Below are 21,794 nucleotides of genomic sequence, written 5' to 3' on the forward strand. Positions count from 1 at the left end.
AGTTATTCATCTAGTTGACAATAGTGCTTTCCTTCAAGTTAGCACCGTAACAACTCAACAACCATGAAAAGCGCATCCACTACACCTTCGGAGAGTCCCATTCAGCTTCGGGCAGCTTTGAATTTGTCGGGCAGTGGCATCATGTTATTTGACTGCCTGCGCACATCAACGGGCCAGATTCAGGATTTTCGGCTGGTGCTGGCCAACCGAAAAGCCGAAGAGATTGCCGGAAAGAGCGAACCGGATATGCTCAACCACACGGGAGCCGATTTATTCCCCAATACAGTTGCAACGGGTATCTGGCAACACGCCCGCCATGTAGTTGAGCATGATGAACCTTACGAAACCGAAGTAAACTACCGGGCCACGAACCAGCCCAAAGAGCGCTGGTATGCCCTCAAACTTCAGAAGCATGGCGACGGGTTTGCCGCTTCGTTCACCGACATCACGGTGTTAAAGCAACAAACGTTACTCGTTGAAAACGTATTAAACGGCTCCATTAACGGCGTAATTGCTTACGAGGCCATCCGCGAAAACAAAGGCCTTGATGTGTTCGGACTCCCTGGCTCACGAAAGGTCAGTGACCTGCGCATTCGATTGGCCAATGAAGCAGCCGCCCGCATTACGAATACACCGCTCGGCCAGATGATTGGCAATACCATGTCGGCGTTGTACCCCGCAGCCCACGCATCGGATATATTCGCCCGGTATGTGCATACCATTGAAACCGGCGAAGCACAGCGATTTGAAAGCTTTTATACGTATGATGGGGTAAACACCTGGTTCGACATCTCGACCAGCAAACTCGCCGATGGCGTTCTGGTCACGTTTGTTGACATTACGGCAACCAAGCGATACGAGCAGGAATTGCAGAAATCCATTGACAACCTGCAACGGTCAAACCAAAGCCTGGAGCGGTTTGCCTATATCACCAGCCACGATTTGCAGGAACCGTTACGCAAAATTCAGTCGTTCGGGGAGATGCTGCGCCATCAGTCGGAGGGTACCATCAGCGCTCAAAGTAAGGATCTGCTCGAACGAATGCAGTCGGCGGCCGGCCGCATGAACACACTCATTTGCGACCTGTTATCCTACTCCAGATTATCATCGCAGAAGCGCCCGTTTGAACGGGTCAATTTAGGACAGGTAATCAACGATGTGCTAACTGATCTGGAAACGGCCATTCAAACCAAACAGGCGGTACTCGATGTTACGTCGCTGCCCCTGGTAACAGGCGATGCGGTTCAACTTCGGCAGGTATTCCAAAACTTACTAAGTAACGCGCTGAAGTTTGTGAAGCCGGGCTCTATCCCGCGCATTCAGGTAGAATGTCAGCGATTAACGGGTCGGGAGATTGTTCCGCTGCCGGGGCAGGCCGTTGCGGACCCGTACCTGGACCAGGCTTTTTTTGCCATCCGCATCGTTGACGATGGCATTGGCTTTGACGAGAAGTACCTCGACCGAATTTTCACTGTTTTCCAACGGCTACACACCCGGAATACTTATCAGGGAACGGGCATCGGGCTAGCCATTGTGCAGAAAGCCGTAGAAAACCACAAGGGCTATGTGGGGGCACAGAGCCGGCCGGGTTCGGGTGCTACGTTTACGGTGTATTTACCCGATGAGCCGTATATAGACACCCTGGTGATTGGGTAGTCATTAACCGTCAGGCGGGGTCGAAGGAGTCAAATATGGTCAGGCACAGTCAAGAGTAGTTACCTGCTATTCATCTGCAGGCTACACTACTTGACCACACCTGACTGTACTTGACAATGGCTGACGACTTTACTTAATACCGTTCGTTCCCTTCCTCTTCTTCCTCGGCGAGCTCGGAAATCTCTTGATCTAATTCATCGTCCGACAAATCGTCGTCCAGCAGGTCTTCGGGCAAATCGTCTATGTCCTCACCATTCGAGACTTCGTCGGTGGCGTGGCGAGCCGTAGCCGTGTCGGTAAATAAAAGCGTGTCGGCGGCCTCATCATCGGGGCGGTTCATGACGTCGGGGTCGTTGTTAACACCTAAGCCCGCATACACGGTAACGTCTTCATCTTCGTTATTCGGTGGCAGGTTGTTATGCTGGGGCGACATCCCTTCCAGAGGGCCACCGGTATTTCCATCTATTGGCTGCTGATCAGCATTGTTTGTACTTTCCATGATAAAAACGGCTTCTGGCGAGCAAACGCCAAGGTTAGTGATGCTCAGTTGGTGACCTCATACCTACCGATACATTTGTACATATCGGTGGGCAACGCGTCAATAATTCACTAACCACGAATCCCCAAAAGAGTTTGCGGCTACTTCCAGACAACTATTTTCTGCACCATCGCCGACTGGTTTGGGGCCGTTAACCGTAACAGATAGGTAGCGTCGGGCAGGCCGCTCACATCCAGCACTGTGTCAGCATCGGCCCGAACTGGCTGGCTCGCAATTACGATCTGCCCCGATAATGAGATCAACTCAACCTGTCCATCGTGCGGAGCCCGAATGGTTAGGTAACGATCCGTCGGGTTTGGGTAGGCCCAGGGGACTGTCGGATCTTCTGGAGAGCCAGTTGCTTTTGAGGAGGTATTTTTGAGGTATCGCAACCCTCCTCCCCGACTGCCCAGCATCAGATCGGGCAGTTGGTCGCCGTCGAGGTCGGCAACGGCGGCCATCAAGGCTTTACCAGGTAAGCCTATAGTAGGCAGTGAATCAAGGAGCGTGAGCGGCTGATCGGGTCGATCGGGGAAATTATAGATTCGAACCGTGCCATTAAGGGCTGCCGCAATTAATTCATTCTTGCGGTCGCCATTCACATCGGCAACAACTAAAGAGCGCGCGCCGGTGTAAAAAGAATCGTCGACAGTAAAGCCCCCGAAATTTTGGTTTTGCAGCTGGAACACAGGATTGGTCGCCGTTCCGGCATTGCGGTAATAATCAATAGTACCATCGCTCTTTCCCAGGAGAAGGTCCAGTTTGCCATCACGATCTATATCGGTTAATGTCGGCAAATCGCTCACCTCCATAAAACTGGATACTGCCCAGCGAACAGCCTTAGTCAGATCGTATTGAGCAGCGGCTCCTTGTGCCGCTTCATTCAGTAACACCCGAACTTCGGTGCTTTGTACACCCGTACCAAACAGTACTAAGTCAACACTTCCGTTCAGGTCGACATCGACAAAGTAAGGTGCTACATCGTTTAAGTTGGTGGATTTTTTCAGGCCCAGGTAATCTGTCGTGACCAATACGAAAGCCGGGTTTTGCGTAGTGCCTTTGTTTTCAAATTGCCAGATTCCTGCCCGATACGCACTGTTGTACCGTGGTCCGGTGTACCCAACGCCAACCAGCATATCCATATCGCCGTCGCCATCCAGGTCGGCCAGCGCCGGGGCGGCCCGCTCGCCCAAATCAATCATTTCGTTTTGCAGGAAATCCTTCTGCACCAGCCTGAAATCAGGTTTTTCGTTGGTACCCGCATTTTTGTAGTACCAGCCCGACGCCTGAAAGTCAAAAGCCTGATTCTCGTTGGTCTCAACATTAGGCGAAGCCAGTAAGTCTTTTTGCCCATCGCCGTCTACATCTTCCCAGAATGTAGCCGGAAACGCCGGAAAACGGATTGGAGTAGGGCCGGGATAAAGGCTATCATAGCTTGTGAAGTTGGCTTTGTCATTGTTAGGTCCGGCGTTGCGTAGCATGGCCACGTTTTCGCAGCTGACAAAGCCAAACAGCAAATCGTTGGTCCCGTCGCCGTTCGCATCGAGCACCGTCAACGTATTCCCCGTATGCTGGGGTTTGGCCCCACTCGGCCTGGGATCAATGCGCCCGGCTCCGTCATCACACTGAATGCCGAACATAAAATCATTGCAATACTCTTTGCTGAAATGCCCCCAGCAGGTCCCGCCCATGCGCTTGTAATTCAGACCATCTTTTTTGCCGGTCGTTTCTACACTCATATTTTGCTGATAAGCCACCAGGTTGCCACTCGAATCGAAGGTGATGATGTCGACATCACCATCGCCGTCGTAATCCACAATAGCGGGGATGTCCGTCAGGGCGACGTATAACGGTAACTGCCCGTTAAAGCCTTCCGTTATGATTCGGTCAGTTATCTGGCGGAAGGTAGTCTTACTATTCTGCAATTCATTGCGAAATACGCGAACCGTTCCAGCGCCGTAGGTGAAGATGTCTTTGCGACCGTCGCCGTCGTAATCAACCAGCAGCATCCAGCTGTACACAAACGGAAAGATCGTTTCGTACTCAGGCGCATACTGCCAGGCCAGACCACCGCCAGCCGGGTTATCAATCGCAATAAACGTACTGACTTTGTCGGTTGTCCGGTCGAACACCACCAGATCGTCGCGGTTGTCGTCGTTTAGGCGAATGGTTGAGTACTGCGTGGCATTGAGGCCACCCACCCAGGGGTTTAGCAGCGTTCGACCGTCGATGCTGACAGTAGGACGCTGGTCATATTGGAATGATATTTTTCTGCCAGACTGAGCCAGAGCGGCTACAGCCAGCAGACAACCGAAGAGCGTAAACGCCTTTTTCATCTATCTTTGGACGATTCTTTTCATCATCTGACGCCCGTACGTGCGTACCGATCGAGTTGGCAGATGATGCCACTACGTAAGAACGACGAACCCCATCTTTTGTGATGCTTTCGACCGAACAACTGTACCATAAATTTCTGGAATGCACCGGCGTATCAATTGATACCCGCCGGATTACTCCCAACTGCTTGTTTGTTGCCCTTAAAGGTGCGAATTTCGATGGCAATCAGTTTGCCGAACAAGCCATTGCCTCGGGTGCCAAATACGCGTTGGTCGATGATGAAGTAGTTGCTACTCAGAACCCCGCCCGCTACCTGCTGGTATCCGATTGCCTGACGGCCTTACAAGACCTCGCCCGGCATCACCGCCAAACGTTTACCTTTCCAGTCATTGCGCTGACGGGCTCCAATGGCAAAACAACGACCAAAGAGCTGATTGCAGCCGTGCTGTCGAAAAAGTACCGGACCTACGCTACCGTTGGCAACCTGAACAATCACATCGGCGTGCCACTCACCCTGCTGTCGCTGAACGAACAGTGTGAGATGGCCGTCGTGGAAATGGGCGCGAATCACCAGAAAGAGATTGAGTTGCTTTGCTCCATTGCCCAGCCTACCCACGGCCTCATTACCAACGTTGGCAAAGCTCACCTGGAAGGCTTCGGCGGCATTGAAGGCGTCCGGAAAGGCAAAGGCGAGTTGTATGATTTCCTGGCTCAGCACGCAAAAACCGTCTTCATCAACTCCCGCGACACTACGCTGACGGCCATGTATCGGGAGCGACTGAAAACATTACGCTCCGAAACTACCTTTGCCGAAGCCATTTTTTACCCCGGCGACCCCGTTGAACTCGTTCAGGAATCGCCCGTGGTAATCTACCGCGATGTGACGGGCCACGACGTAACGACTCACTTACCCGGCCGTTACAATTTCGACAACATGCTGGCGGCCTTGGCCATTGGTCAGTATTTTGGCGTATCGCCCGAAGACGCCAACCGCGCCGTGGCCGACTACACCCCAACCAACAACCGGTCGCAGGTAATCGTTAAAGGATCGAACACGGTGCTGCTGGATGCCTACAACGCCAACCCCAGTTCAATGGCGGCTGCCATCCGGCAATTTGCCGCTACGCCCGCCAGGCGCAAAGTGGTGATTCTGGGCGACATGTATGAGCTGGGCGACGAAAGCGAAGCTGAACATGCTGCCCTGGGCAAGCTGATTGCCGACAGTAACTTCGATCTGGTTATCCTGGCGGGTAAAGACATGAAATACGCGCTCGCCCATTTGCCAAACGCCTATTACTTCCCCGACAAATTTTCGCTGCACAACTGGATCATGGACAACCCCATGACGGATACGCACATCCTGATAAAAGGCTCGCGGGGCATGAGTCTAGAAACGGTGGTACAATTTATTTGAGACCAAGATTTATCTGATTCTTATGATTTACATGATTAGAGTTGTTACAGTGGTAGTATGGGGAATGTCAGTAACAATACAGGCCCAGACGCTACCGCCGTTTGAATCAGAAATCCGGGCATTCGAAGCCACTGACAAAACAACTCCCCCACCCCGACAGCCTATTTTATTCACGGGTAGTTCATCCATCCGGTTGTGGGATAGCCTACAAGGGTACTTTCCGGATAAAGTGGTGCTGAATCGCGGGTTTGGCGGCTCTGAACTCAGCGACGTTATCCGGTATGCCGACCGGGTCATTGTGCGGTATCAGCCAAAACAAGTTGTGCTTTATGCCGGGGAGAACGACATTGCAACCGGTAAGCAAACCGGCCAGCAGACGTACGAGCGCTTCGTGACGCTATTCCGCTACGTTCGGAAGAAGTTACCCAATGTTCCGTTCACGTTTATCTCGATTAAGCCAAGTCCTTCGCGCCGGGCGTACTTTAGCGAAGTTAAGGAAGCCAACCGGCTTATCAGCCAGTTTCTAGCGAATCAGCGTAATACGTCTTTTGTGGACATACAGCCCGTAATGCTCCAGGCCAACGGCCAGCCCGTAGGCGAATTGTTCAAGCCAGACAGTCTGCACATGAAACCTGAAGGCTACCGGCGGTGGGCCAAGGTGCTGCGACCCTATCTGAAGTGAGGGGTAGTCATCAGCACTCTTTACGTTAAATCAATCGGCCTACCTATTAATAAATAATCATTCATCTCTATTAGGGTTTGGCCGACGGAAAGTATAACATTACGCTCAGAGTGATTAAGTTCTATCTGCCGTAACCCTTATGATTCCTCAGGCTAAACTCCTGCGCGTGTTTAAGCTTATTCGGCTGCTCCATCAGCAGCCGGGTCGTACTATCAGCCAGTTAGCGGACGCTGTCGATCTATCCGAACGATCCGTCTACCGATACCTTGACTTTCTGGAAACGGTTGGCTATTCGATTGACTCGAACCTGCAAACCAAACGTTTCTTTTTGTTCGGGCCTGGCCCCAATCATCCCGACGCCTTCACGGAAGAAGAAACGGACCTCATCCGACACGCGCTGGCCGGAGTAACTGACTCGAATCCGCTACTGGCCGGTATCCGCCAGAAGTTGTTCCTCAGCAGTACGTTGGTACCACTAGCCGATGGGCTGGCCGACATTCATCAGGGGCAGATTGTGGGTAAACTGGCCGAAGGTATTCGCGAACGGGTAGCCGTGCAACTCATCCGGTATCATTCGACCAACTCAAACACGATCAGCGACCGGCTCGTTGAGCCCCTATCTTTCTCCGACGACTACGCTACGCTGGAAGCCTATGAACCAGCGTCGGCTACCGTAAAAACCTTTCGGACCAAGCGTATTGACGCCGTCGAGCTGACCGATCAACCGGCGCAGTATCAGGCAACCGATACGCTAATTGATCTTTTCTCCTGGACAGGTCCGTGCTGGCTTCCTGTTGAGCTGCACCTCACTGACCGGGCCTATCGGCTGCTGATCGAAGAGTTTCCGGCCGCCCGACCCGATACGTTCCAGCGCTGTGACGCACCAGCCGATACATCGTTTGCTTACGGTTGGCGGGGGCGTGTGCGCGACTGGCGCGGTATTGGCCGGTTTGTGCTGGGGCTGCCCGGCGAAGTGCAGGTTATCGAACCAGCCGAATTTAGGACGTATTTGCGAAATCGAGTGGCCGAATTTCGTTTATGACACAACCTGTCAATCACCTTTTCGTACTTCGTTCCATTAATTCATACGAAGGCCGTTCCTCTACTTTGAACCATCCGTCATGCAGTTTCGACTAACCCTTACTCCCACCGCCCGCCAGACACTGGTGCCGTTCAATTACGCGTATCGGCTCAGTGCGTTTATTTACGCTGTGCTGGCCGATGCCGACAAACAGTACGCCGATTTTCTGCATGGGAAAGGCTACGAGTTTTCGAGCACCCGCCGGTTCAAACTCTTTACGTTCTCGGACCTGATTATGCCGGGAGCCAAAGCCGACCCCAAAGTCGGTGGCTTATGGGTAAACTCGCCCACTATCGAATGGATTGTCAGTTTCTACGTGGATAAGGCCGCCCAGCATTTCATTATGGGCCTGTTTCAGGACCAGCGTTGCGTGATTGCTTCCCCCCAGCATCGGGCGGAGTTTGTGATCGAGCGCGTGGAAGCCATACCGGTGGAGATTACAAGCGAAACCGTTACGTTGCGGACACTGTCGCCGATGGTGATTGCGGAGAAATCGGAACGCGGCATGGACCAATACCTACATCCGGCCGACGAGCAATTCGGACCGTTGCTGGTATCGAACCTACTGGCAAAATGGGGTAGCCTGCAAACCGTCGTACCAGCCGGAGCTGCTCCCAACGATGATTGGGACGTATCATCCCTAACGTATCGACTGTTACCGAATGGCAATCGGGAGGCTCAACCCCGGTCAAGACTAGTAACGATCAAAGAAGGCTCCCGCGAGCAGACGCAAGTGCGCGGCTACTACGGCTTTACGTTCGAGTTGTCTGGCCCCAGCGAGTTGCTGGAACTGGCCGTACTGGCGGGTGCGGGCAGGTATAACGCAGAGGGATTTGGGTGTGTAGGAGTGGTTACTACTTAGAAACAACCTTAACATCCAACTTCTTCAGCAAAGCAATAAGCGGCTCATTTTTGGCTTTGGCTGCCTCTTCAGCCGTAGCTTATTTGCCGCTTAAGAAATGGGTTGCGGGTAATTTATGATCCGGGTTTTCAATTGCTGATGCCATAATTTCTTTTTATATGACATTTTCATCAATCATCTTTCCGCAGCTGACGAGCTCGTCTTGCTTTTTCAAGAAATTCCTCTTTGGAAGTAGGGCGCGAGTTTTCAGACAGCTTTTTCCAGACAGCTTTCTCGTCGGCAGCCCCAGCGAATGGGTTCCGGATATGACTAAGCTTAGGTTTCGTTTCCATAATTTTTCTGTTTCAATTCTACTTAGGTACGAAAAAAGACAGACTATAATACAAAACCCGCCATAGAACCATGTTTCAATTCCATGCAGATACTAGTAAAAAGCCCGGTTGCTTGTACCAAAGGTAAGGTAAATCCTATTTCAATTCCACTCAGGTACGATTAGAAACATAGAGAATCAAGTTTCAATTCCACTCAAACACATTCAGCGCTGAAATGAAAAATAATTCTACCCACAGTAGTATTTATTCACTTCATCCTCGTCGGCAATCTTAGCACCGAGGAAGAAAACCGTTTCGCCATCAGATGCATAGGCAACTCGGATAATACGGCGTTTAGGCGTGTATTCCGTTTGAAGATGGATAATATCTGTCAGTTCTGGACCACCCTCCTGTATAACACGGTGCGAAGGTTTCTCGAATACATAAATCATCTCGTCGCGAGTGATACTATCTTCTTTGTGTAGTCGGACCAAGTCTAAGGCGTCAAAGTTGTAATTAAATGAAAGGTTATTCATACAAAGATTCCAAGTTTACGTGGCACGGCTACAGCTTTGGTACGATTAAAAAATAGATTCTCACTCGACAAGATAATTTCGATTCCTATCTGCTGTACGTCGTAATGATAAGCGCAAAAGAAAATCTTTTTTCGCAGATTTACAAACTGGCTAGTGCCTCATAAATTGCATAAGATTCTCAACAACAAGATATGGCTATTTTATTAGAACCCTTTGATACGACGTCTTATACCCAACCTACCGGCGATCCTTTTGCCGACGTTGGCGGATATGTGATTGCCTACCTGATTCAACACGACGCGTACAAACATCTGTCGCTGTTGGAACTTATTGGTAAAGTAACAGCCATCTATGTGTATAAGTGGGATGCTAAACTCAATGCGCTGTTCCTGAATTCGACTATTACGCAGGGGGCTTTTGATTCGAATCGAAAAGTTTCTGAGACAGTAAACTACTTTGAGAAACTGCTCAGTGACGACTTGATAGGCAAAGAAGGATATTGCCGGATTTCGGGTCAACATACACGCTTGTATAAGGCTGGTCGTGATAATCACATTTTATCCGGCTCGGGTACGTTTGTCAATTTCTACGCTTCGTTTGAGCCAGGGCTATACTTATCTAAAGAGGTTATCATCCAAATCTTCTTTGTAGCACTCGGCGTAGTAAAGTTGAGTGATAAGATTGCGCTCATTTACAGTAACAACCAATCCGTAACGGAATTTTTCGTTCGGGAAAATTGCCGTCGCAATCTGTTGAACTTAACTTCTGCACCGGAGCCGGGGTTGTTGAGCTCAGAATTTACTAACCCGGCAAATGCCCTTTTTGGCTTTGCAGAGCAGTGTATATCAAAGATGCCTGACGCGTTGGCCTTCAATGAAGAATCAGGCATTGAGGGTAAGGATACAGACTTGAATCTGCTGCACTTCACCAACTTCGGCGCGGGGCCAACTATTGACCTTTACGCGCTGCCAACCAATATCTTTCGGTTCTATGCCTCCTGCCTGACAATTCATAATCGTGAAGACTGGCAACGCTTTGTGCGGTCGTACTACAGCAGTTCAAAGTTTAAGACTGCCAAGTACCGCCCAAATGCCGATGCCTGGATTGATGATAAAGGCAATGCCGTTGAGCAAGACACATACAAGAACTGGCGTAACCGCATCTACCAAAAGCTACTTGAGGGAAAACCGTTGCATGATGAATTCATCCGCTGGCTCTGGAAACGGAAACAGCCACTCCGGTTTGCAATCATTGAGAAATACCAACTGCTTATTAGAAATATGGAAAAACGAACCCTTGAAAAAATTAAACAATTGGCTGATTTTATCACGGTCAGTCGAAGTGAGGATGACATTTTGAAAGATGTCACAAAGCTGAACGGTTGCAAAAACCCAAATGACGTTCGGCAACTGCTCCTGCGGCTGGTCAAGAGGAACTACGATGCCAATGCCAAAGAGCCGATTTTGACGGTGGAGGATTACGCGTATTATCTGTTCCCCGATGGCATCGGATGGAAAGAGATACGTGATGTATTGCTGATAGCAGTATATCAGAAAATGCACGAACTAAACCTGCTCGGTTTAGATACAGGCGAAACAGATGACGAAGAACAATCAGACGAAACCAACAACCAAAACGAAGCATAACCCATGACCTTAAAAACACAAGGCTTCATCCTGATTGATGTGGATGTGGTCGCCCTGAACAATGCAGGCAAGAGTAGTTCCAGCAACTTTGACAATGCAACCGCTACGAAAACCATCAAGAAAAACGGTCTGACGTACCCTTACGTGTCAGGGCAGGCGTGGCGGTATTGGTGGCGTGAAGCGTTGCGTAACAACTACGGTTGGTCTGTTTCGCCGATTACTCGTGAAAACAAAGTCGCCTACACCGATGCGAATCCTTTCAAGTTTGACGATGATGACGTATTCGGCTACATGAAGGCAACGAAGGATGCTAAGATTGACGAGAATGGTACCCCCGTAGTGGACAAAAAAGGTAAGCCGGTTTTAGAGAACGCAACCGTTACGCGCACATCACCGCTGAAAAATTCGGCTATTGTGGCTGTCGGTAGTACCCGCACCGAAGAACACTGGTCTACTATGTCGCGTCAGGATGGCGACCCTGTTCCGTACAGCAAACAGGAATATTCGGCCATCATGAAGGGAATGTTTTCACTTGACCTGGGGCAGGTTGGTACGTTCTCGACAGTGAATCGAACTGGCTTCAAGAACCTGACTATTAAACAACGGGAGGAGTTTTTGGCAAACGGCTCAACTGAAGTTACGGATACGATAACGGGGCACCCTCTGGTTCAACTTGAAAAATCGGTTCGATTAAAGCGCAGCAAGGACACTATCGCTGCCCTGAAAACAATCTCAGGTGGGGCCATGCAAACGAACAATCTGGCCGACGTAACGCCTAAGTTTATCGTGCTGGCAACCACTACGTCTGGTAATCATCCGTTTTCGCACGTTGCGAAAACTGAAGTAGCCGACCGAACCCGTATTGAGGCCGTTTCGCTCAATGTTGACGGATTAAAAGAGGTCCTGAAGGAATATAAGGATCAGATCGTTGGGACTGTCTTCGTGGGCAGACGTAGCGGATTTATGGACCAACATCACACTGAATTGCAAGAGCTACTAACGCTTGGTGACGACTATCCAACTGTCAGATACGTATCTGTTGGTGAAGCCATTGACGGGTACTGCAAGCAGCTTGACGATCAGTTTGTATGAAGCTCTATACCATTGACCTGACGAGTTGGACGGCCAGTTTCCGATATCCAAACCTGATTAGCGGTTTCCAACCTACTCTGGAAGTGCCGCCAATCAGTACGGTGTTGGGGCTTATCAACGCGGCTGCCGGTCGGTATTTACCTCATCAGCAATTGACGATTGGCTATTATTTTCAGTACGGAGCCAAGTGCGTCGATCTGGAAACGATCTACCAAATTGAAGTGGATAAACGAACCGGTCAGCCCAACAACAATGTCAATACGAACATCATGCGCCGGGAATTTATGTTCGATACGTTCCTGCGGATTTATACCAACCAGTCAGCTATCGCCGGTTATTTCCGTCAACCGTACTTCCCTTTAGTGATGGGGCGTATGAATGATTTGGCTACAGTTGAGCGGATTAGTGATGAAGCCATTGACTTTGCCGAGGTAACTAACGCAACGCAAATTCGTGGGCAGGTTGTCCCGTTTACCAAAAACTATCTGCCCGGCACGATTCAAGCCCTGCCCAAATACTTTACCGACACCATCCCCCGACAAAACATCGGCACGGAACCGTATTCGGTACTAAACTGGCAAACCCGGTCGGTCACCAGTCGGTTAAGTGGTGTTCACGATAAGACGTTAGGTAAAGATGCCGTCGACGTGTATTTGCATCAACTCGACTTCTCAGCTTTCGAGTTGACCAATTAGACCTACCAGATCATGATGCTTGCTAAATCAGATCCGCCCTTATCGCTTGAACAACACGTTGCTGACTGTCTGCTGATTCGAGACTGGCTGATGCAGGGCTTCCCACAACTAAATCGCTTAACTGGCGTAACAATTGATTTATGGGAGGCCCTGCGGATTGCCATCATTTTTCATGATTTGGGAAAAACCCATCGTGAGTTCCAGAACGTATTGGGCGATAAACCCAATAACTGGTTGCGTCAGCGACATGAGTTATTCTCGTTGCCGTTTCTGGATGCTTATTCGTCCATCTCGTCCGATGTTCACGCGCTGATTCGTCTGGCCGTAGCGGGTCATCACAAGAGTTACAACGACTTACAGGACAAGTATATCCGTCCTGTTTATCAAGGTCTGCCTGCTTGGGGTTACGAGCCGGATGAGGATGATTTATTGAACTTTGCGGATGAATTTAAAAAGGTAAATACTGCATGGGTGAAGGACTATCTAAGTGGCTTATTTGGCGTTCAATTAGGCCCATTAGTCGCTAAACAACCCGGAGAACTCATTAACGCTTATGTGCAGAAGCTTGCCTACGTGGCGTCCCATCCTGATTACCTGAACTTATTATTGCTGTTTGGCGCGCTGAAGCACTGCGACCACATGGGTTCGGCCCGCATTGACAACGTGCCGTTTTTGCTGCCCACTGACTTTGATTTTTTGCAGCAGAAAGAGCTTGATCTACAGCAAAAAGGTCTAAACTTCTACCAGCACCAAAAAGAATCAGAAGGTACGGTAGGCAATGTGATCTTGACCTCTCCTACTGGTTCTGGTAAAACAGAAAGTGCGTTGCTATGGGTTCAGCGGCAAATGCAGGAAAATGGTAGCGGACGGGTCTTCTACATACTTCCATTCACGGCCTCTATCAATGCCATGTTTGAGCGATTGAATGATAAAAAAGGCGGTATTCCAGACCAGAAAGCAGGTATGGTACATGGTAAGTTAGCCGCCTACCTGAACCAATATCTGGACGAAGCGCAATATGTAAAAAGCCAGAAGAAAGAAGCCCTAAAAAGTATCGCAGAAAAGTTCAGAACGCTACAAACTCCACTCAAAGTGGTAACGCCTTTTCAACTACTTAAGCATCTTTACGGTTTAAAAGGGTTTGAACAGGGCATTTTTGAGTGGGTGGGTAGCTACTTCATCTTTGACGAGATTCACGCCTACCAGCCGGATGTAGTTGCACAAATCAAGGTATTGCTTGAGTTTGTTACGCAGCGCTTGAACGGGAAGGTTTTCATCATGACAGCCACCATGCCCACCTTCCTTCAAAATGAACTACAGGCTTCCGTTGGCTCATTTATGCCAATTACGGCTGCCGATGATGTGTATCAACAATTTGTACGTCATCGGGTAGTTGTCGAGAGCGGCTTATTAGCTGACAACCTCATCATGATTAGACAGCGCCTTGATAAAGGACAAAAAGTGCTAGTTGTTTGTAATACGGTTCGACAAGCCCAAGCGGTGTATAAAACCTTGAAACCGTCGGCCAAGGGTGCTATTCTGCTACACAGTGCTTTCAACGGGCGAGACCGCTCAAAGCACGAAAAGGACTTACTAAAGGCGGAGCAGGGCAATGCAGATTCTGTGCAGTTGCTTATTGGTACACAAGCTATTGAAGTCAGCTTAGATATTGATTTTGATGTGCTTTTCAGCGAACCGGCTCCTGTCGACGCTTTGCTTCAGAGATTTGGCCGTGTAAATCGCAAACGAGCAAAAGGTGTATGCGAGGTTATCATTTTTGACCAAGCTAACCCAACTGATAAGTTCATCTATGATACCCAAGTGGTGAATGATACGGTCAACGTGTTGAAGAAAATCGCCAACCAACACGACGGTATTATCCAAGAGAATGAGTTAGGAAAGTGGATTGACGCTGTTTATCCCGATTGGAATCAGCGGCAACGAAACGATTTTGAAGATACGTACCGGCTCTTTAAGGCTAACGTCAACGAACTAATTCCGTTGCTTCATAGCCGAGATAACGAAGAAGCATTTTACAAAAAGTTTGATGGCGTAAAGGTGCTGCCAACTGTGCTTTGGGAAGAATATAAAGCTCATTTGGCCTCGTTTGACTTTATCGAAGCAGAAGCGTTGCAAGTTCAGATTCGCAAACAGAAGTTCGTTCAACTGATGCGTGAGGGCAGTTTGCGTAAAGAGGTACACGTATTAGAAACAAAAAAGAAACTGCTTAACCTGCCTTACTACCTCATCAACCGTGGCTACAGTTCTGAACTTGGACTTGATTATGATGAGCAGGAAGAATGGCCAGAAACTGACAATTTACTATAACTCTGCCCATGAAATACCCTCGGCAACTATCATCTGGTGCGAATAACACCGTCATCGTGCTGTCTGATACGGAGGTGGCTAAGCTGTTTCTGGGTGATACCCGTTCTGATATTGGGTCGGAAGCCGAGAAAATGAAGTTCGCCAATAAGATCAACGACCTGGTTGCTCACTTCGTTCGGCTCGATTACAACGACGAGTTGCAGGCCGAAATGCTGGTGATGGAGCGGATTCGCCCAATCGATTATCGGGCTTATGAAATTGAGCGCCGGGAACTTTGGTACGATGTCTTCGCTGATGAACTTCACCAACTGCATCAGGCCGGATTTGTGCATCGGGACTTACGTCGGCCATCGGACCTCGACGGTCTTGCTTTCGACAATATCCTTTTAACCGAGCAGGGGTTACGGCTAATTGACGTGGGTATTTCGGCATTGCGGCATCAGGTCGGCGATAAAATTTTCACCAAATACCTGGAAGTTGAAAACGCCGAACTTGAACAGTTTCGTACCTACTTCCTGAACCGTTAACCAACCATGCTTCCCACCGCAACCTTAATTAACTACTATCATCTCTGCCATCGGAAGATGTGGCTTCACGCTAATCATATCCGCATGGAACATACATCGGAGGCCGTAGCCGAAGGTAAGCAACTGCACGAACACGCCTATCCGCAACGCGCCGAACGCTACCGCGAAATTATCCTCGACGGCTCCAAGATCGATTTCTACGATCCATACGACAAGGTGGTGCATGAGATCAAGAAGTCGGATAAGCTCGAACATTCGCACATTGCGCAGGTACAGTTTTATCTGTATCTGCTCCGCAAAAACGGCGTCGACGGTGCAACGGGTCTGATTGAATATCCCAAGCTCCGCCAGACCGAAACCGTTCAGTTGACTGACGAGGACATACCGATGGTCGAAAGCTGGATACGCGACATCGAGCGGATTGTCGAGCGTGAACAGTGTCCCGGCCGGATCGCCAAGTCGAAATGCCGGTCGTGCAGCTATTTTGATTTTTGTTATGTTGAAGAAGAGTAATTTTTTGACAGGATGGACAGCCGGGCCGACGACTCGGATAAAACAAGATATTTTTCTATCATTAAAAATCCTGCTCATCATGTCCATCCTGTCAAAAAATCTATAGCAATGCAACACACCGACCTTACCCACCAAATCATTGCAGCAGCTTATGCCGTTCATAACGCCTTGGGGCCCGGATTTTTAGAGAAAGTGTACGAAAACGCACTCTTGGTAGAACTGCGCCATCGCGGTTTGCTGGCCGAGCAACAGGTGGGCATTCCTGTCTATTATCGTGATCAACAAGTGGGTGATTTTGTAGCCGATCTATTCGTCGAGGGACACGTTATTCTGGAGTTGAAGGCCGTAGAAGCGATTCATCCCAAACACGAATTACAACTGGTCAATTATCTGACCGCGACGGGCAATGAGATTGGTCTGCTCATCAACTTTGGGAGTCGGGTTGAGGTGAAGCGGAAATATCGAACGTATGCATCTTAGTTTTTTGACAGGATGGACAGGATAAAACAGGATGAATAGATCAAACAAAAAATCCTGTTTTATCCTGTCCATCCTGTCAAAAAAACCTGTCAAAAAACCCTTATGAAACAACCGAAATACCTCTTCAACGCGGGCCGGATGAGCCGCAAAGACAATACATTGAAGTACACTCCGGTCGATGAAGCCGGTAACGAAGGCCAGACCCGCTATCTGCCCATTGAGCAGGTGGGTGACCTGTACGTATTCGGCAGTCTGGATGCCAACAGCGCTTTGTACAATTTTCTGGGTCAGGAAGGCATAGCCGTTCATTTCTTCAACTACTACGAACATTACACCGGCTCGTTTATGCCCCGCGAGTATCTGCTGGCCGGTAAGATGCAGGTCGATCAGACGAAGCACTATATGTCGGCCAAAAAACGGATCGAGATTGCGCGTCGGTTCGTGGAAGGAGCAGCCAACAACATCCTGCGCGTATTGAAATACTACGACAACCGGGACAAGGCCAAAGAATTGACCGAAGCCATTCAGATCATCGAACAACTATTGGCGAGCGTTCCGACCGCGACCGAGGTGCCAATACTGATGGGAATCGAAGGCAACATCCGCCAGACGTACTACGGTTGTTTCGACGCCATTGTGGGGCAGACATTCTGCATGGATGGTCGCAGTAAACGCCCACCCCAAAACGAATTAAACGCCCTGATCTCGTTCGGCAACATGCTTTGCTACACGGCCTGCCTCAGCACAATTTACCACACACAGTTGAATCCGACGATTAGTTTTCTGCACGAGCCGGGTGCTCGTCGGTACTCACTGGCATTGGATTTGGCGGAGGTATTCAAGCCTATTCTGGTAGACCGTCTGATTTTCCGGATGATTAATAAACGCCAGCTACAACCGTCCGATTTCCGGGCCGAGGTCGGTGGCTGTGTCCTGAAAGAAGCCGCCCGCAAACGATTCGTGCAGGGTTTCGATGAGCAGCTAAAGGAAACGATTAAGCACCGATCCTTAGGACGTAGCGTCAGTTATCGGCACCTGGTCAAGCTGGAGTGTTACAAATTGCAAAAGCATTTGCTGGGTTTGGAAGAATACAAACCATTTAAAGCATGGTGGTAAGTTTACAGAGTGAAAGACCGGTCGGCCGGTGCGGTAAAATCTGACCGCCGAAGCGAAATAAAAATTTCGCGCCAGCTAATCGCTCATTCACTCATTCTCTCCGCTTCGGCGGTCAGATTTTACTGTTTGATTATGTATGTAATTCTGGTGTATGACATGGGACAGAAACGCGTCGGAAAGATGCTGAAACTCTGTCGGCGGTACATGAACTGGATTCAAAATTCGGTCTTTGAGGGTGAGATGACCGAAGTGCAACTACGCGAATTGTTGTACGAAGCCAGACGTATCATGAAGGATGATGAAGACAGCCTAATCCTGTTCAAAAACCGCGATCAAAAGTGGTTGGAAAAGGAAATTGTAGGTGTCGAGCGTCAGTCGACCGATGACTTTTTATAAGGGCTACGTCGTCGATCATCCGTTTTTGTTCTTTGACCAATGGTCTTTCCATACCATGATGGGGCTTGTTAGCGCTTAATAAGCTGACCATCAACGAGTCGTCAATCGGCCAGTATTTTCGTACAACTGCTGGTTGACGACTTTTGATTAAGAAACCATGCAATTTAAACTGCGTCAGGGCTTTGCAAAGCCCTTTTTTCGTCCGTATTTTCACGGCTTCTAATCGTACCGTAGTGGAATTGAAATGGTGTTTAAGGGAAGTAGCGATACATCAAGACCAAGCTTCTAATCGTACCGTAGTGGAATTGAAATTCACCGCCGATAAAACGGACTTTTTTTCGGCGGGTACTTCTAATCGTACCGTAGTGGAATTGAAATCTTCCATTTCGGGCGTTAGGGTTTCGTCCGTTGCTTCTTCTAATCGTACCGTAGTGGAATTGAAATACCGATAAGCAAGCCCTAAATGTTGATCAAGTGTTACTTCTAATCGTACCGTAGTGGAATTGAAATTAACTCAAACGTGCCGTTGCTAATTACGCCGCCCGGCTTCTAATCGTACCGTAGTGGAATTGAAATTTTAAAAAAAAGTGACGGATACGCCGCCGCGTTTGGCTTCTAATCGTACCGTAGTGGAATTGAAATTACTTATAACTGTTTCGAGTATTTAGCCCGCTTAGACTTCTAATCGTACCGTAGTGGAATTGAAATTGACTTACCCTCTAAGTACATACCTAAGTTGAAATACTTCTAATCGTACCGTAGTGGAATTGAAATAGATCATTGGATTGTCCAACTCATCGGCCCCGACCTCTTCTAATCGTACCGTAGTGGAATTGAAATAAGCGTTTACGGACAATGAGCTGCAACCCAGCGTTGCTTCTAATCGTACCGTAGTGGAATTGAAATGGGAATGCCCGTGTAGGAACCGTCCCGGTTGGCACTTCTAATCGTACCGTAGTGGAATTGAAATGCGGTCGTAGTTTGTTGATAAGCTGCTGCAAGCCCGCTTCTAATCGTACCGTAGTGGAATTGAAATGGTAAACGGCTGGTGGCAATCGTTGCGGGTGGCGGACTTCTAATCGTACCGTAGTGGAATTGAAATTTGTATCGGTACAGGCCCGCTAGTCCGTCGGTCTGACTTCTAATCGTACCGTAGTGGAATTGAAATTGTTTGGCTACCGCTCAGAGGGCGAAATGATCGACACTTCTAATCGTACCGTAGTGGAATTGAAATCTTGTCAGGGTTTGCGTGGTCGGATTGGAGATGGTACTTCTAATCGTACCGTAGTGGAATTGAAATTGTGTCAACCATCTTGAAACCTGTTAACCGCTGATACTTCTAATCGTACCGTAGTGGAATTGAAATGGTTGAAGGAATTTATGGAGGCATTGAATTGACCAACTTCTAATCGTACCGTAGTGGAATTGAAATTTTCTACGGATGGAATCTTGAACAAGCTGACGACTTCTTCTAATCGTACCGTAGTGGAATTGAAATTCTGAAGGCGTCACAATTACGGCCGGGGAATTGGTCTTCTAATCGTACCGTAGTGGAATTGAAATAGGCGTTGACGGCTTCAGCGGCTTCATGAACCGATACTTCTAATCGTACCGTAGTGGAATTGAAATTTGATGAACTAATGGTTGATGACTTGGCGGTTGGTCTTCTAATCGTACCGTAGTGGAATTGAAATAGGAAGATCAGACAAACCGGAACGGCAAAAAAGGACCTTCTAATCGTACCGTAGTGGAATTGAAATTCATTAACGGAGCGCAAGCCGCGCTGAAGTCGCTGCTTCTAATCGTACCGTAGTGGAATTGAAATTTGGTAAGCTTTGACCAGTTCACCGCAATTTTGCCCCTTCTAATCGTACCGTAGTGGAATTGAAATCGGACCGGGCGTTTCTTCCCCTTCTGCCGGCCACGGCTTCTAATCGTACCGTAGTGGAATTGAAATTAAACCATGAGCGTAACGCCCGGCGCATGTTCTGTACTTCTAATCGTACCGTAGTGGAATTGAAATAGCATTGTATGAACGAAACCCCCTTTCATAAACCACCTTCTAATCGTACCGTAGTGGAATTGAAATCCCAACAACGAAAGTGTGTTTCGCTACGCTCACAGCCTTCTAATCGTACCGTAGTGGAATTGAAATTCGAGCTTTTCCAGATATTCAGCTTCAGAGCTTTTCCTTCTAATCGTACCGTAGTGGAATTGAAATTTGTTATATATTGATTAGATTGTTGATGCTGATTAACTTCTAATCGTACCGTAGTGGAATTGAAATCAATTCAGGCTCAATCAAGACAGCCTCCCAGGCCGCACTTCTAATCGTACCGTAGTGGAATTGAAATTTCAGGCCGCAATGGATCAAGGTTTTCTTCGTCAGCTTCTAATCGTACCGTAGTGGAATTGAAATGTCGACCGAAGCTAAAGGTCAGATTCGGCAAGGGGCTTCTAATCGTACCGTAGTGGAATTGAAATTGCTGACCGGCGCTGAGTTCTACGCCCGAGCTGCCGCCTTCTAATCGTACCGTAGTGGAATTGAAATTGCTGACCGGCGCTGAGTTCTACGCCCGAGCTGCCGCTTCTAATCGTACCGTAGTGGAATTGAAATAAGTGGTAATCCGAACGGGCAACCACGAAAAGCAACTTCTAATCGTACCGTAGTGGAATTGAAATTAATTTCACGAAAGAAACACATTACATTGTATTGTTCTTCTAATCGTACCGTAGTGGAATTGAAATGCGTACAGGGCGCGGGACAATTGTACACCGGAACGCTTCTAATCGTACCGTAGTGGAATTGAAATCACGAAAGCCGCGGAGGATTTTGGTCCCGAGCTGACTTCTAATCGTACCGTAGTGGAATTGAAATGCGAGTCCAGCACCGTTTTGAGCGTGGGCACAAACCTTCTAATCGTACCGTAGTGGAATTGAAATTTTGGCTCATTGCCCCTTTGACGGGCGCGGGGCACACTTCTAATCGTACCGTAGTGGAATTGAAATAGCAGGGAACCGGGATTTCACGGGGATGTCGCTCGACTTCTAATCGTACCGTAGTGGAATTGAAATTTACTGAAATTAGAGTAGTACGTTAAAAAATCTTCCTTCTAATCGTACCGTAGTGGAATTGAAATTTGGACCAGCGACATAACGGAACCATCGGCATAACACTTCTAATCGTACCGTAGTGGAATTGAAATGTATCGACTATCGTATTGAATCATTCGCGGTCATTACTTCTAATCGTACCGTAGTGGAATTGAAATTTATCAGCCGTCATGCGCTCGGCCCTTCATCAAACACTTCTAATCGTACCGTAGTGGAATTGAAATCAAAATCACGGCGATGCAGCTCATCACCGACGAGACCTTCTAATCGTACCGTAGTGGAATTGAAATGGTGTGGAGTAACGGTAGATTTTCTAAGAAAGAAATCTTCTAATCGTACCGTAGTGGAATTGAAATAAGAGTGGCTCGTCAGTGCTGCGTGAGGGTATCCCCCTTCTAATCGTACCGTAGTGGAATTGAAATCCGTAAAGTCGCCTGTTTTCCAGCTAAAATGTTCGTCTTCTAATCGTA

The 21,794-nt window shown here is 48.6% G+C and carries 18 protein-coding genes and 1 CRISPR repeat array (1 of these 19 only partly in view); of the genes, 14 read left to right on the plus strand and 4 right to left on the minus strand.

What is annotated here, in order from left to right:
• The first annotated feature begins 63 nt into the window (after positions 1-63).
• Positions 64-1,656: a sensor histidine kinase gene (locus tag ACFSUS_RS05005; protein WP_381519947.1), complete on the plus strand. Its 1,593-nt coding sequence runs from the start codon at positions 64-66 to the stop codon at positions 1,654-1,656.
• 133 nt (positions 1,657-1,789) lie between these two features.
• On the opposite strand, the gene ACFSUS_RS05010 is transcribed toward ACFSUS_RS05005, so the two are convergent.
• Both ACFSUS_RS05010 and ACFSUS_RS05015 read right to left on the minus strand, forming a co-directional pair.
• Positions 1,790-2,155 carry a hypothetical protein gene (locus ACFSUS_RS05010; RefSeq protein ID WP_381519950.1) on the minus strand — a complete coding sequence of 122 codons (366 nt, stop codon included), beginning with the start codon at positions 2,153-2,155 and terminating at the stop codon, positions 1,790-1,792.
• Between the two features lie 140 nt (positions 2,156-2,295).
• Positions 2,296-4,530 (minus strand): FG-GAP-like repeat-containing protein, encoded by a 2,235-nt coding sequence (locus tag ACFSUS_RS05015; RefSeq protein WP_381519953.1) that lies wholly within the window; start codon positions 4,528-4,530, stop codon positions 2,296-2,298.
• Between the two features lie 104 nt (positions 4,531-4,634).
• Between ACFSUS_RS05015 and ACFSUS_RS05020 the strand changes: the two genes are divergently transcribed.
• From ACFSUS_RS05020 to cas6, 4 genes are all read left to right on the plus strand, one after another.
• Positions 4,635-5,945, plus strand: coding sequence for a UDP-N-acetylmuramoyl-tripeptide--D-alanyl-D-alanine ligase (locus ACFSUS_RS05020; protein ID WP_381519956.1), 1,311 nt, complete (start codon positions 4,635-4,637; stop codon positions 5,943-5,945).
• 31 nt (positions 5,946-5,976) lie between these two features.
• A complete protein-coding gene (locus tag ACFSUS_RS05025) occupies positions 5,977-6,627 on the plus strand; it encodes a GDSL-type esterase/lipase family protein (RefSeq protein ID WP_381519959.1) in 651 nt (216 codons plus the stop codon).
• 139 nt (positions 6,628-6,766) lie between these two features.
• Positions 6,767-7,669, plus strand: coding sequence for a helix-turn-helix transcriptional regulator (locus ACFSUS_RS05030; RefSeq protein WP_381519962.1), 903 nt, complete (start codon positions 6,767-6,769; stop codon positions 7,667-7,669).
• Positions 7,670-7,748: 79 nt separating this feature from the next.
• Complete coding sequence (cas6, locus tag ACFSUS_RS05035) at positions 7,749-8,570, plus strand: CRISPR-associated endoribonuclease Cas6 (protein WP_381519965.1); 822 nt, start codon at positions 7,749-7,751, stop codon at positions 8,568-8,570.
• A 170-nt stretch (positions 8,571-8,740) separates the two neighbouring features.
• On the opposite strand, the gene ACFSUS_RS05040 is transcribed toward cas6, so the two are convergent.
• Together ACFSUS_RS05040 and ACFSUS_RS05045 are read right to left on the minus strand one after the other, a co-directional pair.
• Positions 8,741-8,902, minus strand: coding sequence for a hypothetical protein (locus ACFSUS_RS05040; protein ID WP_381519967.1), 162 nt, complete (start codon positions 8,900-8,902; stop codon positions 8,741-8,743).
• Between the two features lie 227 nt (positions 8,903-9,129).
• Positions 9,130-9,417, minus strand: coding sequence for a hypothetical protein (locus ACFSUS_RS05045; RefSeq protein WP_381519969.1), 288 nt, complete (start codon positions 9,415-9,417; stop codon positions 9,130-9,132).
• A 191-nt stretch (positions 9,418-9,608) separates the two neighbouring features.
• Between ACFSUS_RS05045 and cas8a1 the strand changes: the two genes are divergently transcribed.
• From cas8a1 to cas2, 9 genes are all read left to right on the plus strand, one after another.
• Positions 9,609-11,063, plus strand: coding sequence for a type I-B CRISPR-associated protein Cas8b1/Cst1 (cas8a1, locus tag ACFSUS_RS05050; protein WP_381519971.1), 1,455 nt, complete (start codon positions 9,609-9,611; stop codon positions 11,061-11,063).
• A gap of 3 nt (positions 11,064-11,066) precedes the next feature.
• Positions 11,067-12,155 carry a type I-B CRISPR-associated protein Cas7/Cst2/DevR gene (gene cas7i, locus ACFSUS_RS05055; RefSeq protein WP_381519974.1) on the plus strand — a complete coding sequence of 363 codons (1,089 nt, stop codon included), beginning with the start codon at positions 11,067-11,069 and terminating at the stop codon, positions 12,153-12,155.
• Positions 12,152-12,850 (plus strand): type I-B CRISPR-associated protein Cas5b, encoded by a 699-nt coding sequence (gene cas5b / locus ACFSUS_RS05060; RefSeq protein WP_381519977.1) that lies wholly within the window; start codon positions 12,152-12,154, stop codon positions 12,848-12,850. The genes cas7i and cas5b overlap by 4 nt, the downstream gene beginning before the upstream one ends.
• Positions 12,851-12,862: 12 nt before the next feature.
• Positions 12,863-15,178 carry a CRISPR-associated helicase Cas3' gene (cas3, locus tag ACFSUS_RS05065; protein ID WP_381519978.1) on the plus strand — a complete coding sequence of 772 codons (2,316 nt, stop codon included), beginning with the start codon at positions 12,863-12,865 and terminating at the stop codon, positions 15,176-15,178.
• Between the two features lie 8 nt (positions 15,179-15,186).
• Entirely contained in the window at positions 15,187-15,705 is a 519-nt protein-coding gene (locus tag ACFSUS_RS05070) for a hypothetical protein (protein ID WP_381519981.1), read from the plus strand.
• Between the two features lie 6 nt (positions 15,706-15,711).
• The gene (cas4, locus tag ACFSUS_RS05075) at positions 15,712-16,218 is read left to right on the plus strand and encodes a CRISPR-associated protein Cas4 (protein WP_381519984.1); all 507 of its coding nucleotides are present in this window, start codon (positions 15,712-15,714) and stop codon (positions 16,216-16,218) included.
• Between the two features lie 108 nt (positions 16,219-16,326).
• Positions 16,327-16,698: a GxxExxY protein gene (locus ACFSUS_RS05080; RefSeq protein WP_381519987.1), complete on the plus strand. Its 372-nt coding sequence runs from the start codon at positions 16,327-16,329 to the stop codon at positions 16,696-16,698.
• 102 nt (positions 16,699-16,800) lie between these two features.
• The gene (cas1b, locus tag ACFSUS_RS05085) at positions 16,801-17,814 is read left to right on the plus strand and encodes a type I-B CRISPR-associated endonuclease Cas1b (RefSeq protein WP_381519990.1); all 1,014 of its coding nucleotides are present in this window, start codon (positions 16,801-16,803) and stop codon (positions 17,812-17,814) included.
• Positions 17,815-17,946: 132 nt separating this feature from the next.
• Complete coding sequence (gene cas2, locus ACFSUS_RS05090; protein WP_381519993.1) at positions 17,947-18,210, plus strand: CRISPR-associated endonuclease Cas2; 264 nt, start codon at positions 17,947-17,949, stop codon at positions 18,208-18,210.
• Between the two features lie 216 nt (positions 18,211-18,426).
• Positions 18,427-21,794: a CRISPR direct-repeat array (repeat unit 30 nt; unit sequence CTTCTAATCGTACCGTAGTGGAATTGAAAT); it runs 9,286 nt beyond the window's last position.

The sequence above is a fragment of the Spirosoma soli genome, from assembly GCF_042684525.1.
GTDB lineage: Bacteria > Bacteroidota > Bacteroidia > Cytophagales > Spirosomataceae > Spirosoma > Spirosoma soli.

Coding starts and splice junctions, on each gene's coding strand:
- ACFSUS_RS05005 (WP_381519947.1), top strand. CDS start 64: ATGAAAAGCGCATCCACTACACCTTCGGAGAGTCCCATTCAGCTTCGG.
- ACFSUS_RS05010 (WP_381519950.1), bottom strand. CDS start 2,155: ATGGAAAGTACAAACAATGCTGATCAGCAGCCAATAGATGGAAATACC.
- ACFSUS_RS05015 (WP_381519953.1), bottom strand. CDS start 4,530: ATGAAAAAGGCGTTTACGCTCTTCGGTTGTCTGCTGGCTGTAGCCGCT.
- ACFSUS_RS05020 (WP_381519956.1), top strand. CDS start 4,635: ATGCTTTCGACCGAACAACTGTACCATAAATTTCTGGAATGCACCGGC.
- ACFSUS_RS05025 (WP_381519959.1), top strand. CDS start 5,977: ATGATTAGAGTTGTTACAGTGGTAGTATGGGGAATGTCAGTAACAATA.
- ACFSUS_RS05030 (WP_381519962.1), top strand. CDS start 6,767: ATGATTCCTCAGGCTAAACTCCTGCGCGTGTTTAAGCTTATTCGGCTG.
- cas6 (WP_381519965.1), top strand. CDS start 7,749: ATGCAGTTTCGACTAACCCTTACTCCCACCGCCCGCCAGACACTGGTG.
- ACFSUS_RS05040 (WP_381519967.1), bottom strand. CDS start 8,902: ATGGAAACGAAACCTAAGCTTAGTCATATCCGGAACCCATTCGCTGGG.
- ACFSUS_RS05045 (WP_381519969.1), bottom strand. CDS start 9,417: ATGAATAACCTTTCATTTAATTACAACTTTGACGCCTTAGACTTGGTC.
- cas8a1 (WP_381519971.1), top strand. CDS start 9,609: ATGGCTATTTTATTAGAACCCTTTGATACGACGTCTTATACCCAACCT.
- cas7i (WP_381519974.1), top strand. CDS start 11,067: ATGACCTTAAAAACACAAGGCTTCATCCTGATTGATGTGGATGTGGTC.
- cas5b (WP_381519977.1), top strand. CDS start 12,152: ATGAAGCTCTATACCATTGACCTGACGAGTTGGACGGCCAGTTTCCGA.
- cas3 (WP_381519978.1), top strand. CDS start 12,863: ATGATGCTTGCTAAATCAGATCCGCCCTTATCGCTTGAACAACACGTT.
- ACFSUS_RS05070 (WP_381519981.1), top strand. CDS start 15,187: ATGAAATACCCTCGGCAACTATCATCTGGTGCGAATAACACCGTCATC.
- cas4 (WP_381519984.1), top strand. CDS start 15,712: ATGCTTCCCACCGCAACCTTAATTAACTACTATCATCTCTGCCATCGG.
- ACFSUS_RS05080 (WP_381519987.1), top strand. CDS start 16,327: ATGCAACACACCGACCTTACCCACCAAATCATTGCAGCAGCTTATGCC.
- cas1b (WP_381519990.1), top strand. CDS start 16,801: ATGAAACAACCGAAATACCTCTTCAACGCGGGCCGGATGAGCCGCAAA.
- cas2 (WP_381519993.1), top strand. CDS start 17,947: ATGTATGTAATTCTGGTGTATGACATGGGACAGAAACGCGTCGGAAAG.